Source organism: Candidatus Aminicenantes bacterium (genome assembly GCA_026393855.1).
Taxonomy (GTDB): domain Bacteria; phylum Acidobacteriota; class Aminicenantia; order Aminicenantales; family UBA4085; genus UBA4085.
Map to the genome: position 1 here is coordinate 46,212 of JAPKZJ010000112.1, position 15,968 is coordinate 62,179.

Here is a 15,968-nt window from a genome sequence, read left to right on the forward strand (position 1 = left end):
AAGCCGCCGGGCCAATACTCCGAGCCGCGTTTCCCGGAGATCAGAGGGCGGCCGAGACCAGCACGGCGCCGATAAAGGCCAGGGCGACCGCGAGAATTTTTCGCGGTGTCGGCTTCTCTTTCAAGAACAGCGCCGCCAGCACGAAGATGAAGATCGTGCTGAGCTGATTGAGGGCCGAGGCGATCGAAGCCTGGGTCAGGCGCATCCCGGCCAACCAAAGGGTGTTCGAGAAATACGTGGCGCACAGCGCCCCGGGAACCAAAAGAACCAGCGTCCGCAGCGATCCGAGCGGCCGAAGGTATGCCTTGCGGCGCGGGTGAAAAGCCAAGTATAGGCCTACGGCCGCGCTGCCGCCGGCCAGGCGGATCATCGTCCCCCATAGGAGCGGCGTCCGGCCGAGAAGGGGCTTGACCATGACGATGCCGGCGGCCATCAGGAAAACGCTGACGATGCCCAAGCCGATCCCCAGGAAGAGGTCCCGGCGGGAAGTCCTGGCCTCGCCGCGGCCGCCGCTGATGAGCAGCACGGCCAGGACGATCAGGACGACACCCACCGTCTGGAGGGCGTCCATCCGTTCGCCGAGAAACACGAACGACAGGCCGATGACGAATGGACTGTAGGCGCAGTCGACGATGGCCAGCAGCTCCGCCCCGAGCTTGTTCAGGGCCATCAGGATCAGCGTGTCCGCGACGGCGATGCCGATGACCCCGCTGAGCAGAAACACGGCGTAATCGCGGACCGGCAGGGCGGGCAGAATGGGGTGGCCGAGAGCGGCGATCGTGGGGACGAGCAGGGCGACGCCCAGCAGGTTCTTGAACAGGTTGACGGCCAGGGGGTGGACGTCGCGGCCGACGATCCGGAAGATGACGATGGCGGCGGCCCAGAAGAGGGCCGCCCCGATCGACAGAAGCTCGCCCGAAATCGGGAGATGCCGCAGGGAATCGATCAGTCCACTCATTGAAAAAGCAATTTTATCATATAATGCCTGCATGACCGTCTTCGGTTTGCACTGGATCGACGTCACCATCATCCTGGCCTATATCGTCGGCATGCTGGCCATGGGTCGCTGGGCCCAGAAGCGCAACAAGACCTCCGGGGATTTCTATCTGGCCGGGCGCAGGCTCGGGAAGTTCACCCAATTCTTCCTGAACTTCGGGACTTCGACCAACGCCGACCAGGCCGTGGCCGTGACCCGCGAGATCTACCGGCAGGGCATCGGCGGCATGTGGATCCAGTATCTGGTTTTATTCCTGACCCCCTTCTACTGGTTCACCACCGCCTTCATGCGCCGATCGCGGCTGGTGACGCTGGGGGATTTCTTCACCGAGCGCTTCAAGAGCAAGTTTTTGGGAGCGGCGTTCGCCGTCTTCACTCTGATCATGGCCTTTGTCGGCGGCGGCGTCAGCTATATGGTCGCGGGCAAAATGATCCAGGCCCTGACGCCCAAGCCGGCGGCCTCCTATACTGCGGTTGAAAAGGCCAACGTGACCGAATTCTTCGAGTACCAGGGCCTGCGCAAAAAGCTCGATACCGGCCTGTCGGCGCCCGACGCTGCCCGCTACCGGGAGCTGGACGACCGCCAGAAGAAAGGCGAGCTGAAATCTTTCGTCTCCTACACCAACCCGCTCCTCGTCTATTTTATCTTCGCCCTGGTCGTCAGCGCCTACACCGTGATGGGCGGGTTTATCGCCGCGGCCATGACCGATATTGTCCAGGGCGTCCTCAAGACCATATTCTCTCTGATGCTGGTCCCGATCGGGCTGGCCCGGGTCGGGGGGTTTGCCGGCTTACATGCCAAGGTCCCGGACTTCATGTTCAACCTGTTCGGGTCGGTGACCACCTCGGAATACGCCTGGTACACCATTCTGGCCATGATCATGGCCAACCTCGTTTCGATCATCGCCTCGGCCGGGATGATGCAGACGGCAGGCTCGGCCAAGACCGAGAACTCGGCCCGCTTCGGCATGATCATGGGCATGTTCTTCAAGCGCTTCGTGATGATTTTCTGGGCCTTGACGGGACTGCTGGCGGTAGCCTTGTTCGGCGGTCAATTACACGACCCCGATCTGATCTGGGGGATGATGACCCGGGAGCTGCTCTTCCCCAGCGCCATCGGCCTGATGATGGTCGGCGTCCTGGCGGCCAATATGTCGTCTTTGAGCGCCAACGCCGTCTCCTACGCGGCTCTGTTCATCCGCAATATCTACCAGCCGATCCGGCCGGACAAGAGCGAGCGCCACTATCTGACCCTGGGCAAAGTCGTCCTGGCCTTGACCCTGATGGGGGGCATCGGGACGGCGCTCTTCGTCGGCAACCTGCTGTCCCTGTTCCAGTATTTCATCTCCCTGCCGGCCGTCTTCGGGGCCTCCATCTGGCTGGGCTTCATCTGGCGCCGGTTGACGAAACCGGCGGTCATCGTCCAGATCTTCGTCTGCTTCACCATCTACGCCGTGGTTCCCAACGTCTTCCAATCTTGGACCTGGGCCCGGACCAACCCGGCCTTCCTGGCCGAGACGAGGCCGAAGACGGTCACGATCCGGACCGCGGCCCTGCAGGAGGACGTCCGCGAGGGGCGGGCCGGCATCCTGGGGCAGAAGATCGAGCGGCCTCATGTCATCGAGCCGGCGGCCGTTTTCTACGACAAGGTTGCCCGCCGCAATCCGGAAGACCCCTCTTCGCCCAAGATCGGGCTGGGGCGGTTCAACGCCGAGATCTGGGTCATGAGCTGGCTGGGAATTGATTTTTCGGGCTGGACCAAGGCCCAGCTTTCCGCTGCCCGGTTCGGCTTCGACGCATTGTTCCCCTTCCTCCTGCTCTTCCTGATCAGCCTGGCCACCCGGCCGGTGCCCAAAACGCACCTGGACCGATTCTTCGGCAAGCTCCATACGCCCATTCAGCCGACTCTGGAAGCTGACAGCCTGGCCGTGGAGGCAGCGGCGAACGAGCCGGAAAGGATCGGGCGCCTAAAGATCTGGCCGAAGTCGAGCTGGGAGATTCTCAAGCCGACCCGGATGGACATCATCGGCTTCGGCGGAAGCTGGATCCTGGTCGGCGTCATCATCCTGCTGCTCTGGCTTATGGTCAGCATCCGTTGAGGCCATGACCGATATCCGCGACCTGACGCTCGAGGAGCTGCGGGAGGAATTTAAATCCCTAGGGGAACCGGCTTACCGGGCCGGGCAGGCTTTCGCCTGGATCTACCGCAAGGGCGCCACCCGCTTCGACCAGTTCACAGATTTCCCGCGGGCTCTGCGCGGCCGGTTGGAAGAGCATTTCGCTTTCGGGTCCCTTGAACCGGCGGATATCCTGGCATCCCCGGACGGCACGCGGAAAACGCTCTTCCGGCTCGAGGACGGCGAGTTCGTCGAGACTGTGCTGATCCCTTCGGGCGGGCGGCGGACCGTCTGCGCCTCGACCCAGGTGGGCTGCAAGTTCGGCTGCGTCTTCTGCGCCAGCGGATTGGGTGGATTCAAGCGCGACCTGCGGCCGGGGGAGATCGTCGGCCAGGTTCTGTCGCTGCGGGACGATTTCGAGGCCGGGCTCACCAACCTGGTTTTCATGGGGATGGGGGAGCCTTTGGACAACCTGGAGAATCTGGTCAAGGCCGTCCGCATCCTTAACGCGCCCGAAGGGATGGCCATGGCCGCCCGCCGCATGACGGTCTCGACGAGCGGAATCGTCCCCGGCATCGCGTGCCTGGGCGCCCTGGGCCTGCAGATCAACCTGTCGATTTCCCTGCACGCGGCCGACGACGAGAAGCGCGGCCGGCTGATGCCCGTCAACCGGAAATACCCGCTGGCCGCGCTATTGAGGGCTTGCCGGGATTACTTGGCTGCGGGCGGGCGGATGATCACTTTCGAATATGTCCTGATCCGCGGCCTCAACGACACCGCCGCCGATGCCGAAAAGCTGGCCCGGATCGCCGGCCGGCTCAAGGCCAAGGTCAATCTGATCCCGTTCAGCCCGGTGCGGGGCCTGCCGTACGCTGCCCCGGACGCCAGTGCATGCCGGGGCTTTCTGGCTCGCTTGAGGGGGGCAGGAATCGCCGCAACCCTCCGTCAGTCCAAAGGCCGGGATATCCAGGCCGCTTGCGGCCAATTAGCAGGGGTCAGGTCTCAACATTCAACAATTCTTGAACGACGAATTGTCGAAAAGTGACGTTTTTCGCCTGAAATACTGGCAGGGGTCAGGTCTTAAGATATAAGGTTTCTCGAGAAAGAAAATAGATAACTTATATCTTAAGACCTGACCCCTTCTAAAACAGCCAGGGTTTCGATGTGCGGGGTCTGGGGGAAGAAATCATAGCCGCGCAAGGAGACGACCCGATAGGCGGGCAGGAGCCGGCGCAGGTCGCGGGCCAGGGTGGAAGGGTTGCAGGATAGATAGATCAGTGCGGGAACCGGTCGGGCGATCAAGCCGTTCAAGACCGTCTCGTCCAAGCCCTTTCTCGGGGGATCGACGATGACCGCGTCGACTTTGCGATCCAGAATCCAGTCCAGCCATTCTTCGGCTGTCCCGTCGCAGATCGTGAAGCGGGGCGAGCCCGTTCGGGCGGCGTTGATCTTGAGGAACGAGACCGCCTCCGGCTCCGACTCGACGGCATAAACGGTCTCGACTTCCGGCAGCAGGGCCAGACCGAAGGCGCCGACGCCGCAGTACAGGTCGGCCAGCGTTCGCGCTTTGCGGCCCTTCAGGACGCCGCGCATTTCGGCTAAAACGGCGGGCTGGATGGAGGCGTTCACCTGGAAAAACGAAAGTGGCCCTATCCGCACCGGCGCCCCGCCGAAGGCGTCGTCGAGGAAGCGGCGGCCCCAGAGGACGCGCTCCTCGAGGTTCCCGCCCCGGGTCGTCAGGCTGACGATGCCGACGATCCGGGGATTTTCGAGAACAGCGGACAGAAGGGGATCAACCTCCTTGGGCTTGGGGGCCGAGCGCCCGTGCAGGACCACGAGGATCTCGCCCGTCGTACTCGAGGCCTTGACCTCGACATCCTCCAGGCAGGACCGCAGCGGCCTCGCCGCCGCCACCGCGCGGGCCACGGTCTCGCGCACCGCGGGCAGGAGCAGCCGACAACCCAGGGCGGGAACGAAACTGTCGCGGCGCCCCGGGCGATTATAGGCGGGCACCGGGCCCGCCGCCGTCCAGAGAATCCGGAAACGGGCTTTGTTCCTATACTCCCAAACAAGAGGCGAAGGCTCGATGCCGATGTCTTTTTTGCCGTCCGTTTCCAGTCCGGCTAGAAGCTCTTTCAATTGCCCGGCCTTGAGGTCGAGCTGAAGGGGATAATCCGCGATCTGGTAGGGGGAACAAGCCGAATAATGATCGCAACGCGGCTCCACGCGGCGGGCGGAGCGCACTCTGATCCCGACCGTTCGGGCCTCGATAAGATCCGGCTTGTCCTTGAGGCGCTCGACGTCGACCGTCTCTCCGGGGAGGCCTTCGTCCGTGAAACAGGTCTTTCCGTCCAGATACCCCAGACTCCGTCCCGGGTAAACGACTTTGCGGATCTCCAGAGCATCCATGTCCGTGGCTTGGCCGGCGCTTACCGAGGGCCGGGGAACTCGCGATAATCGGTCAGATCGACCGGGCGGCCGGGCCTGGCCCAGGGCAGGCCCAGCTCCGAAGGGAGCCTGGACGCTTCGAACCCCGCCGCGAGAGCCTCGTCCAGGCCTTCGATCCAGACCCAGGACGAGGCGGTGTTGGCCGATTCTCGGCGCAGGCCGGCCGGAAAATCGACAACCGTCCCCGCACTGTCCTGCATGCCGTCGATAGCCAGCGTTTGTCCGGCGGCTGCCTCGACACAGCAGACCGGAACCGTACCCGTCCTGACCGCGTCGATCGCGTCCCAGAGCTTTTTCATCGGGGCCAGATCGGGATAGCCGTAATCGCGGATCACCCCTCCCGCCGTTTCCCCGAGCAGGCTCCCGCCCCGGCGCTCGGCCGTGACGATGCCTTTGTCGAACTCGAGCCGGAGGCGCGGGCCGCGGTCGTGCCGGGTGGCGTGCGAAACCCAGAAGAGGACCGGTGTGCTGTCCTCGAGCTCCAAACGGGCCGCGGCCGTATCGCAGTTCTCGATCGGGTTGGCCCGGTAAAGCTCGGCTTCGATCCGGACGGGCATGGCGCACGATCGAACGTCCCGGCCCAGGAGATAGAGCATGTTGTGCAGGTCGTGGGCCATGGCGTTGTTGGCCGGACCGTCCAGGACCCAGCCGCCGTCGGAAGTCCGGGCGCGGCCGGCCCAGTCGTTTCGCCCGTAGTAGGCTTTGTCGCGCGGCCAGGTGTAGAGGCAGCGCATCTTTACCGGCCGCCCATAGATGCCGGCCATGATATCGGTCTTGAGCGATTGGACGGCGCGGGAGAACGACCATTGATACCCCACGGCGGCCCAGCGTTCCGTCCGGCGCTCAGCCGCGGCCATGGCCCGGGCTTCCTGGATCGTCGCCGCGACCGGCTTTTCGCACAGGACGTAGCTTCCCTTCTCCAGAGCCAGGATCGTCTGCGCGGCGTGGAACTGGATGGGGGAAGAGATGACCGCCAGGTCGGCAGTCCCGCGGGCAGCGTAGAACCCGGCCAGGTCGGGGAACACGGGGATGCCCCTGGCCGTCAGCTCTGCCAGCCGGGGACAACGCTCGGGGGCGGGGTCGACGAGCCCGGCGATTGAAAAGAGGCCTTCGCCATCCCTCTTAAAAAGCTCCTCGACGTAGACGTTGCCCATGCCGCCGATTCCGACGAGAACGAGTGAGATCGGGGATTTGGCCATTTGTTTCACTTTCCCGCGAGCGGATCTTCCAGGAGGTCGGCTTCGACGAAGCTTCGGTCCTTGGGGTCGAAAAGCAGGGTCTTGATCTCGAAGGAGCCCATCGCCACTCGGGTCTCGGCTCCCGCGGCGGGGAGCGCGAGCCGTACGGTGCGCTTCCGGCCCGTGGGTTCGAACAGGCGGAGGACGAGTCTTCTGCCTTTTTCGGCCTGTTTGAGGGTGGTCATCTGGACGGCGTCGCCATCTAAACGGACGAAGCTTTCGGATCGGCGGCCCTTCCCCGGCGGGAACCAGCTTAGAACATACGGCACCTCGTTTCTGGCCAAGGCCGTGCGGTCGATGTCCCGCATGAGCCGCGCGGCAGGCCCCGCATCGAGCCAGAAGCGGAAAACGCGCTCGCCCTGGTCAATCCGGGGGATGAACCGGTCCTGAAAGAGAAGGGGCTTGTCCGGCAGCGGGTCGGCGGCATGGGCGGGCGAACGAACGAGAGAGAGACGGATCTCGCCGTCCTTGAAGTCCGAGCCGTAGGTCGCCTCGTTAATGCAAGTGAGGGCGATCCTTCGGGAGGGGGAGACGACTGCCGTCCATTTCTGGGCCACGGCTTCGTCTCCGCCGGCGGGCAGGCGGTCCCGGCCGTAGGCGACCTGGCCCCAATAGACCCCATCCCGCAAAGTCGTCGGAAGGCGCAGCTTGAGCAGGCGGTCTTTTTCGTTCCACAAAACGCGGGCTTCAACCTCGACCTCGGTCCCGGCTTTCGGCAATTTGAGGCGGAGGACGACGAACGAGGTCCGGTAGGCTAGGATGGACTCGATGACCGTCCGGACCTCGCCGTCCTCGATGACCCGAACCGGCTCCAGGCGCTCGGCCTCCACACCGGCCGCCCTGGCGCAGTCGGCCGGATCTGCCGCCTGGAAACGGCCCGCGACCTCGCGAAAGCGAACGATGCTCATGCCCCAGGGGTCGGCGTTGTCGGCCATGACCAGGGGCTCGAGCGCGCCCGGCCGCAGGATATCCAGGCCTTTGATCCGGAACCGCCGCAGCAACCCGGTCGCGGCGTCGACGGCCACGTCGAGGTCGCGCGTCCGGAATCGAAAGGACCCGTTTTCGGCGGCTAAGGCGGGACCAGGGCGGGCCGGCGACTTCTCCAGTCGACAATCGAAACGGGTCAGCCCGGACGCGGCCAAATCGGCCGCGAAGACGATCCTCTTGCGCCATTCCAGGCGCAGGTTGGACAGTTCCTTCTCCGGCTGGCAGGGGACCGCCCTGCCTCCGGACCGCAGGCTGGGCCGCAGCCAGCCGTCGCCGTAGTTGGGCTCGTGGTCCTGGAATTCGCATTCAATCATCGTCCGGAGACGATAGGGATGAGGATTGTAGACGAAGATGGGGATTTCCCCCTCGGCCGCCTTGGGCTCGGCGGCGGCCAGGGCGAAAAACGACCGGGCCTTGATGCGCGAGGCGATCTCCAGCCCGTGATCGAGGAGCCGCAGGGCGCCCTCCTCGGCCGGCGGGATGGAAGAGCCGGGCAGGATATCGTGGAACTCGGAAAAAGCCAGATCCCGCCCCGCTTCGGCCAGCTCGGTCAGGGGATAGCGGATCAAGCCTTGGAAGGCGGCGGCCGCAGCCATTTTTTCGGACGAGAACAGCTCGTTCTCCAAGCGTCGATGGGCTTGTTTGATGCGGGCCATGGTCGTGTAGCACCCGACCGCCCAGGGATTGATATCGGAGTTCCAGCGGGGGAGGGAGGCCCGCCGCTTTTCCAGCTCGGCGAAATAGGCGTCGGCGGTGGAATGGAAGATCTCGAATTCGCCGGCTTTCTCCCGACGCAGGACCTCGATTTCGTCCAAGTCCCGGGCCGAAGCGCCGCCGCCGTGGTTGCCGATCCCCCACAGCAGCAGGCTGGAGGGCCGCGCCGCCAACCCCCCAAGCCAGGCTTCGATCTTGGCTCGGGCTCCGCCGCCGCGGGAGTTGTAATGGGCTTCGGCCCGCGTTGCCAACACCTCCGAACCGTCGTACCCGATCCAAACAAAGTCCTCGGCCGGCAGGGCGGCGAACTTTCGATCGGGCCGGCAGAACAGGTAGGCTTTGGTCCCGCTCTTGGCCATGATCTGCACCAGGCCGCGGGTATGGCCGAACGGGTCCAGGTTGGCGGCGACCGGAATCTCGATGCCGAACCGGTCCCGGAAATAGCGCTTGCCGAGCAGGGCTTGACGGACGAACGATTCGCCGCTCGGGAGGTTGCAATCGGGCTGCAGAAACCAGCCGCCCAGGATGGACCAGCGTCCCGCCCGGACGAGCTTGCGGATGCGGGTGAAGAGCTCGGGCTCGAGCTCCTCGACCCATTGGTAGAGGATGGCCTCGTTGTGGCAGAAGACGAATCCCGGCCGGGTCTCGCAGAAGTCCGCCGCGACGCGGAAAGTAGCCAGGGCCTCGCCCGCACCCTCCGGCCACTCCCAGAGCCAGACGGGGTCGATGTGGGCGTTGCAGAGAAGGTGGACCCTTCGGCGGGGCATGGGGCCGGGCTTAGAGATGGATTTTGAAGTCGATAAAGATCGAGGCAAAGGTGTAGGCCCCGAAGGCGAACAGGATGGCGGCCATACCGACGAAGATCCCTTGGAAGGTCTTGGGCGAGAACATATGGTGGTACTTGGAGACGTAGCGGGTCAGGATGAAGTACCACAGAGCCCCGCCCAGGCCGCAGGCCAGGGCGAACAGAAACGGCTTCATGCCGCGGTCGGTCAACCAGTAGTGGCTGGTGAAAAAGCCTCCGATCCCGATCCACCAGGCGACCAGGGTCGGGTTGGAAATGTACATCAGAAAAACCGCCAGGGCCGGCCGGGCGGATTTCTTGAGCTCCGGCTTCTCCGCCTTGGGCTCCCGCTTCTCCTTGGACTGCAGGAAGAGCCGGAAGGCGATGGCGAACAGGAAGACCGCAGCGCCGGCCTTGAGGACGACGACCCAGCGGTTGATCAAGGAGGTGACCTGGGACAGGCCCAGAATGGCGATCAGGCAATAGATCGAGTCCAGGACGCAGGCCGTGATCCCGCCTATGAAGCCGTGAAAGAAATCCCGCTTCATGGTCTGGGAAATGATGAAGACGTTGATCGGGCCGAGCGGGATGGCGGCGATAAACCCAATGACGAGCCCGATCAGGATATACATAGGCTCGCCCAAAATACCAGAATCCTTCCGGCCCTGTCAACGGTGGGGAAAGGTTTAGAAAGCTTCATTGGCGGTGACGTAGAAGCCGGAAGAGCCCCGGCCTAACCCGAAATCGATTCGGATGGTGTTGCCCTCGCTTGAGACCCGGCAGCGCAGGCCGCCTCCCACCGAGGGTTTAAAGCCCGCCGCGGAGAGCGCACCGAGGCGCCCGGCGACCTGGCCCAACCCGGCGAACGCAACCGCGCTGAATCGCCCGGACAGAGGGAGCCTCGCCTCGGCTTGGAATCCGGCGAAAACGCGGTCGCGGTATCTCCCCGTAAGATAGCCGCGCATCAAACTATCGCCGCCCATTTTGGGCATGGCCATGAAGGGCACGTCTCCGGAAACGGCCTCGAGCTTCATCTGGAAGCCGAGAACGGCTGATGCAGCGAACGGCAGATACGATCTGAGATCGGCTTTGAATCGGGAAAAACGATAGTCGCCGCCGAAAAAGACGGCCGAAATCTGCCAGAATCGCCCACGCCGGGGGACGAAGACGTTGTCCCGGTCGTCCGTCTTGGCGATGATCCCGAGCCCCGCCAAGGTTCCCCCTTGCGAGCCCAGGATGTCTCCCGAGGCGAGAGGCCCCTCGGGCGCAAAGGCCAAAAAACGGTAATTCTCGATGACGCCCATAAGCCCTGCGTAGATCTGGCGTCCCGGGAAAAGCCGCCTTTGGACCTGGAATTCAGCCAGGAGCTGGCGGGGGGTGATCAGCTCTCCGGCCGCCTCGAGCGTTTCATTGCCGAGGCCGAAGAATTCATTGGGGAAGCGGCTCCATTCCAGGCTTCCCGTTAGGACCCAATCCTCCCGGCCGAGATAGATCTCGGGCTTCATTTGAAGGGTGAACTGGTCGTTTTGGGTAATGACGGCGCTGAATTGGATTGAGGTCGGACGGGGCTGTTTGCCCTCCGATGCGGGCCTGTAGGCCAGGATTCCCCCGATCCCGCCCGCCAGACGCGTTTCGGGCGTGTAATAAGCGAGCGGCATGACAAGAATCGTGCGCTTTGCGGCTGTCGGCTTGGTATCCTCCGCCGCGCGAAGAGACAGGGGCAGAACGGCGGCCAGAACGGCCCAAGCTAAAATAGGGGCGGAAACGGCTTTCATGATCGGTTCTTATCGATTCGGTTCGCTTGCACTCTCAGGGTGCAGAAGCTGAAGGCTCGAAGGAAGGCAGGCTGGAAAAACGCCTAAAATTTGATGATACACGAAAAAGACGGCTGGCGAAAGCCGGCGAACCGATTGAAAACGCCCTCGGCCCGCGGCATAATGGCCTCCATGACGGCCATCCTCCCCGAGACGCCCAGGGAACGCATGCGGATCGCCATGGCCGGAGGCCGACCTGCCCGAGTCCCCGTGATGTGCCAGATGAGTATAGGCCACATGCTCATCCAGGGCGGCGTTCGGCCGGAAGAGCTGTGGTTCGACGAGGACGCCTTTATCGAGACGCTGCGGAGCCTGCGGGCCCGGTATGAGTTCGACGGCATCCTGATCAGCCTGCACGGCCAGGCCCGGGATTGGGCCCGGGGGATCGTCGAAATCGTTCGAGAGGACGCGGGCGCCAGGGTCCGTTGGGCCGACGGGTCGGTAACGCTGTTTCCCCCGGACGATCTGCCCCTGCATCGGCCCGCGCAGGACATCCGGCGGCCGGCCCTCGAAAGATTCAGCCCGGACTCTTTGCCCGACGCGCCGGACTACATTCCGGTTTCGCAGGGCCTGCGCTTCGCCCTTGACCCGGGCAACCTGACCGGCATCCATCGCCGGTTGCGGGAAGGGGAGGGGCAGGGGCTTTCTCTCCACGGGGAAGTGACTTCGCCGCTCGATTATTTCCTGGATCTGTTCGGGTTCGCCGAGGGGTTCTTGGCCTTGGCCGAGGATCCGGCCCGCGCCAAAGCCGTGTTGGAAAAACTGGCCGCGGGAGTGGCCCGGCTCGGCGCCGGACAGGCCAGAGCGGGTGTCGACGCCGTCAAGATCTCCTCGCCCTTCGCCGGGGCGGGCTTTCTTTCTCCCCGTCATTACCGGGAGTTCGTCGTCCCGTACGAGCGGATCGTGGCCCGGGCCATCCAGGCCGAGGGCGCGTTCGCCTACACCCACACCTGCGGTGCCATCGGGGACAGGCTCGAGCTAATGGCCGAATCCGAAGTCGCCGGCCTCGAATGCCTCGATCCGCCGCCGCTCGGCAACGTCGAGCTCGAGGATGCCCTTGATCGAATCGGCAGCCGGATGTTCATCAAGGGCAACGTCGATCCCGTCCACACGCTTCTGTTTGGAGATCCCGCCCGGATCGCCGCCGATGTCCGCTACCGCGTGGACTTGGCCGCCCCCCGCGGCGGATTCATCTTGAGCACGGCCTGCTCCATCGCGCCCCGGACTCCCCCGGAAAACGTCCTGCTCCTGGTCTCCCAGGTCCATTTACATAAATCCTATTGACTTTATAAGATTGATCGTTTATATTCCCTATATCTCTGTTGTGCTGGCTGGGCAGAGTAACCCTCCTTGTTACCCCCCCTTAGCTTAATTCCCTAAAACAGCCAGCTCTTCTTCTCCCCCCTCTCCTCATCCGCCCCCTCCGGCCATAGTCACGTCGCGTCAAGCCCAGGGCTGTTCGGCGGCTCGTTTTGCCTGGGCCAAGCAAACCATTGGGCGGCTGGAATAATCGAGCCATCTCCGGATATCGGGAAAGCCCGGTCGGAAATGGCCCGGTCCCAAGGTGGGGATCGGAAGACGAGGCATAAGCCGCGTCGATGTGCGTCTTGAGGATGCCGTCGGCTCGATGGGATCGGAAAAAAATGGCGAGTGGGGAGAAGTGGAGGGAATCCAGCGGCGAAAAGTCCCCCCGACCGGGCCTGGCAGGCCCGATCGGGGGGGCAAACAACAGGCGGGCCTGGTCAGGCCCTGGCTATCAACGGAAGCTGTAGTTGACGCCGACGCCGAACCCGAAGGTGGTCTGCTTGTAGGTCTCGGTATAGGCTCCGAAAGGCGCGTAGGTGATCTGCTTGGAATCGTCCTTGTAGCTGACCAGGATGAGGCCGCCTTCGACGGACAAATTGTCCATGAGGCTCCAGCGGGCGCCGCATCCGAAGGTGTTGGCCGAAAGCAGGAAATCCATATCGGTCTGATAGTTGGCCAGGACTCCGTAGCTGCTGTTCAGATAGCCGGCACTGATGGTCAGGGTCTTGAACAGGTCGTACTCCAGGCCGAGGGCAAATTCCATCGTGTTCTTGCTAATGAAGGCTTCGCGACCGTCCCAGTTGGCCGACTTGTCGAAATCGGTGTTGAACGAGGCGTAGGCGCGAAGCTGGGGCAGGATGGCGTAGGAGGCGCCCAGGGCCAGCGTCCCGGGAATGTCGGCGTTCGTCTTTTCGCCGTTGGGGAACAGGCCTGTGTCGTCCTGCTTGGTCGCCATGGTCAGCTCCAGCTTGGTGTTCATCTCGTAGCGGGCGGTAAGGTTCAAGCCCTCGATCGGGGTGACCATGAGGCTGAAGATGGGCGTGATGCCGGATCCGCTGGCGCTGGCGTCGACGGCCTTATTGGCCACCAGGGCCGCATAGCCGGTCTGGCCCAACATAGTGAAGAGGTTGGCGGCGGGGATCATCGTGCCGCTCAGGCCCAAGGCGGGGAAGAGGGGATTGACGGACACGTTCTCGATCGAGCCTTCGTAGGTATTCTTGGCCGAGACATAGCGGAGGCCGAAGGCCACCGAGAACATCTCGTTGATGGCATAGGTCACGTTGGCCTGGAAGCCAAGGTACATCGAGCTGCCTTTAAAGGCGATGTCGGCGGCATATTTGGTCGTCGGCAGGCCCATGCTGGATAGCAGGACGGGCAGGGTCGAGAAGGGCTGTTCGAAGGAGGGCAGGCCGGTCTTATAATCGGCCGCGCCGCCGCCGCCGATGGGCGTAAACCCGAAGGAGAAGGCCAGGGGGCCCTTCTTGTAGACGGCGTAGAAGTTGGGGTATAAGGGGGCCCGGACTTCGCCGACATAAGTCCCATTGTTGAGGTAGGGGAACTCGTTGACGACGGTTTTGTCCTGGCTGATGGTCTGGTTGCTTAGGTACAGATGGAAACCGTCCTGAAGCCTGATCAGACCGGCGGGGTTGTAATAGACCGCGTCCGTCTCGATCGAGGCGTAACGGGCCAGCAACCGGTAGAAGCCGATGCTTTGGTTCGTGTTCGTCACGATGGATGGGAAGGCCATCGGGACGGACACCAGAACCACTAGCGCCAACAGGATGCTCTTCTTCATAAGACCTCCTAAAAAATGTGGTAGTTCAACGGTTTATCCGCTGCAGATGGCGGAATTCTACATATTTCTGGGATTAATGCAAGTCCCCGCCGGCCGGAGGGTTGGGCCGCCCGGGACATTAGTCTTTGATCCTTGCTTAAAACGATACGATGGCAGGCAAACGCCTCAAGCTCTTTGGGGGGGAGGCAGAGAAGCGCCGGCCATTGGCCGGTGCGGAACGTTGGAGGGGGACCCGGCTAAAGGGGCCCTCTCCAAGGGAGCCCATTTGACATTCGCCTTCCAAGTCGATAATTTGAACCCTCCATGACCACACCCGCCGCCCCCATCCCTTCCTCGCCGGACGAAGGCGTCCGACTCCGCCTTGGGCTGATCTGGATGATCTCGATCGCGGCCGCCATGGGAGGCCTTCTCTTCGGCTACGACTGGGTCGTGATCGGGGGGGCCAAGCCGTTCTTCGAGCGCTTTTTCCAGCTGACCAGCGCTTCGGCCAAGGGGTGGGCCAACAGCTGCGCTCTTATCGGCTGCCTCGTCGGGGCCATGGCCGCCGGTGCTCTGAGCGACCGATTCGGCCGCAAGCGGCTGCTCATGGGCTCGGCCCTGATCTTCATCGTCACTTCGATCGGCAACGGGCTGGCCCCGTCCTTCACCGCCTTCGTCCTCTGGCGGATGCTGGGCGGGACGGCCATCGGCCTGGCCTCCAACCTGTCGCCGATGTATATTGCCGAGATCTCGCCGGCCCGACTGCGGGGCCGCCTGGTGGCGGTCAACCAATTGACCATCGTCGTCGGCATCCTGTTGGCCCAGTTCATCAACTGGTGGCTGGTCAGGGGGCTTCCGGCCGGCGCCACCGACGCTTTCATCAGGGGCTCCTGGTATGGGACTATCGGCTGGCGCTGGATGTTCGGTCTGACGGCTGTGCCGGCCCTGCTATTCTTCTTGGGGACTCTGGCCGTGCCTGAAAGCCCCCGTTGGCTGGCCAAAAACGGCAAACGGGAGCGGGCCCGCCGAATCCTGGCCCGGCTGGGAGGGGACGCTTACGCAGGTGCCGCTCTGGCCGATATCGAATCAACCCTGACCGGCGAGACTGAGAAGGTCGATTTCCGCGCTCTGTTTGACCCCCGCCTGCGGCGGGTGCTGGTTCTGGGGGTTGTCCTTGCCGTCTTCCAACAATGGTGCGGCATCAACGTGATCTTCAATTATGCCGAGGAGATCTTTCGGGCGGCCGGCTACGATATCTCCAGCGTTCTGTCGAATATCGCCTGGACGGGATCGGTCAATCTGGTCTTTACTTTCGTCGCTCTGGGAGCGGTCGACAGGCGCGGCCGTCGGCCGCTGATGCTCCTGGGTTCGGCCGGACTGGCGGTCATCTATACCGGCATGGGGATCGGCTATGCCTCCGGCTTAAAGGGCCTGCCTATGCTGCTTCTGGTCTTGGCGGCTATCGGGTGCTACGGTATGTCGTTGGCGCCCGTGACCTGGGTCGTCATCAGCGAGATCTTCCCCAACCGGATCCGCGGCGCGGCCGTGTCAGTGGCTACGACCTCCCTCTGGGCCGCGTGCTTCGTCCTGACTTTTACCTTCCCGCTTCTCAATAAAGGACTGGGCCCGGCCGGGACCTTCGGGCTCTACGCCCTGATCTGCGCGGGGGGATTCGTCTTCATCCGGGCCCGTTTGCCCGAGACCAAGGGCAAAAGCCTGGAAGCCATCGAAAAAGAGCTGGTCCGGTAAAAAGCCGGTACTTCGGACCGCTTGGATTTTCCCGTAATTGGG

At 63.4% G+C, this 15,968-nt stretch carries 11 protein-coding genes; 4 read left to right on the forward strand and 7 right to left on the reverse strand.

Annotation, left to right across the window (positions count from 1 at the left end; all coding sequences use genetic code 11):
* Positions 1–40: 40 nt before the first annotated feature.
* The gene (locus NTZ26_13835) at positions 41–958 is read right to left on the reverse strand and encodes a DMT family transporter (protein MCX6561581.1); all 918 of its coding nucleotides are present in this window, start codon (positions 956–958) and stop codon (positions 41–43) included.
* A 31-nt stretch (positions 959–989) separates the two neighbouring features.
* Here NTZ26_13835 and NTZ26_13840 point away from each other — a divergent pair, with 31 nt between their 5' ends.
* Both NTZ26_13840 and rlmN read left to right on the forward strand, forming a co-directional pair.
* Positions 990–3,095, forward strand: a complete 2,106-nt coding sequence (locus NTZ26_13840) for a sodium:solute symporter family protein (GenBank protein ID MCX6561582.1) — start codon at positions 990–992, stop codon at positions 3,093–3,095.
* A 4-nt stretch (positions 3,096–3,099) separates the two neighbouring features.
* Complete coding sequence (gene rlmN, locus NTZ26_13845) at positions 3,100–4,158, forward strand: 23S rRNA (adenine(2503)-C(2))-methyltransferase RlmN (protein ID MCX6561583.1); 1,059 nt, start codon at positions 3,100–3,102, stop codon at positions 4,156–4,158.
* Positions 4,159–4,238: 80 nt separating this feature from the next.
* Here the strand turns inward: rlmN and rlmD are convergent, their stop codons facing one another.
* From rlmD to NTZ26_13870, 5 genes are read right to left on the reverse strand one after another with little or no spacing between them, the layout of a single operon-like run.
* Positions 4,239–5,522 (reverse strand): 23S rRNA (uracil(1939)-C(5))-methyltransferase RlmD, encoded by a 1,284-nt coding sequence (rlmD, locus tag NTZ26_13850; protein MCX6561584.1) that lies wholly within the window; start codon positions 5,520–5,522, stop codon positions 4,239–4,241.
* Between the two features lie 20 nt (positions 5,523–5,542).
* Positions 5,543–6,760 (reverse strand): Gfo/Idh/MocA family oxidoreductase, encoded by a 1,218-nt coding sequence (locus NTZ26_13855; GenBank protein MCX6561585.1) that lies wholly within the window; start codon positions 6,758–6,760, stop codon positions 5,543–5,545.
* Between the two features lie 5 nt (positions 6,761–6,765).
* Positions 6,766–9,267, reverse strand: a complete 2,502-nt coding sequence (locus NTZ26_13860) for an alpha-mannosidase (GenBank protein MCX6561586.1) — start codon at positions 9,265–9,267, stop codon at positions 6,766–6,768.
* Positions 9,268–9,277: 10 nt separating this feature from the next.
* Positions 9,278–9,928 carry a LysE family transporter gene (locus NTZ26_13865; protein ID MCX6561587.1) on the reverse strand — a complete coding sequence of 217 codons (651 nt, stop codon included), beginning with the start codon at positions 9,926–9,928 and terminating at the stop codon, positions 9,278–9,280.
* Positions 9,929–9,970: 42 nt separating this feature from the next.
* Complete coding sequence (locus tag NTZ26_13870; protein MCX6561588.1) at positions 9,971–11,059, reverse strand: BamA/TamA family outer membrane protein; 1,089 nt, start codon at positions 11,057–11,059, stop codon at positions 9,971–9,973.
* A 171-nt stretch (positions 11,060–11,230) separates the two neighbouring features.
* Here NTZ26_13870 and NTZ26_13875 point away from each other — a divergent pair, with 171 nt between their 5' ends.
* A complete protein-coding gene (locus NTZ26_13875) occupies positions 11,231–12,382 on the forward strand; it encodes a hypothetical protein (GenBank protein ID MCX6561589.1) in 1,152 nt (383 codons plus the stop codon).
* Positions 12,383–12,854: 472 nt separating this feature from the next.
* Here NTZ26_13875 and NTZ26_13880 read toward each other — a convergent pair whose 3' ends face one another.
* Positions 12,855–14,198 carry a hypothetical protein gene (locus NTZ26_13880; protein ID MCX6561590.1) on the reverse strand — a complete coding sequence of 448 codons (1,344 nt, stop codon included), beginning with the start codon at positions 14,196–14,198 and terminating at the stop codon, positions 12,855–12,857.
* Positions 14,199–14,501: 303 nt separating this feature from the next.
* On the opposite strand from NTZ26_13880, the gene NTZ26_13885 reads away from it, so the two are divergent.
* Entirely contained in the window at positions 14,502–15,926 is a 1,425-nt protein-coding gene (locus NTZ26_13885; protein ID MCX6561591.1) for a sugar porter family MFS transporter, read from the forward strand.
* Positions 15,927–15,968 lie beyond the last annotated feature (42 nt).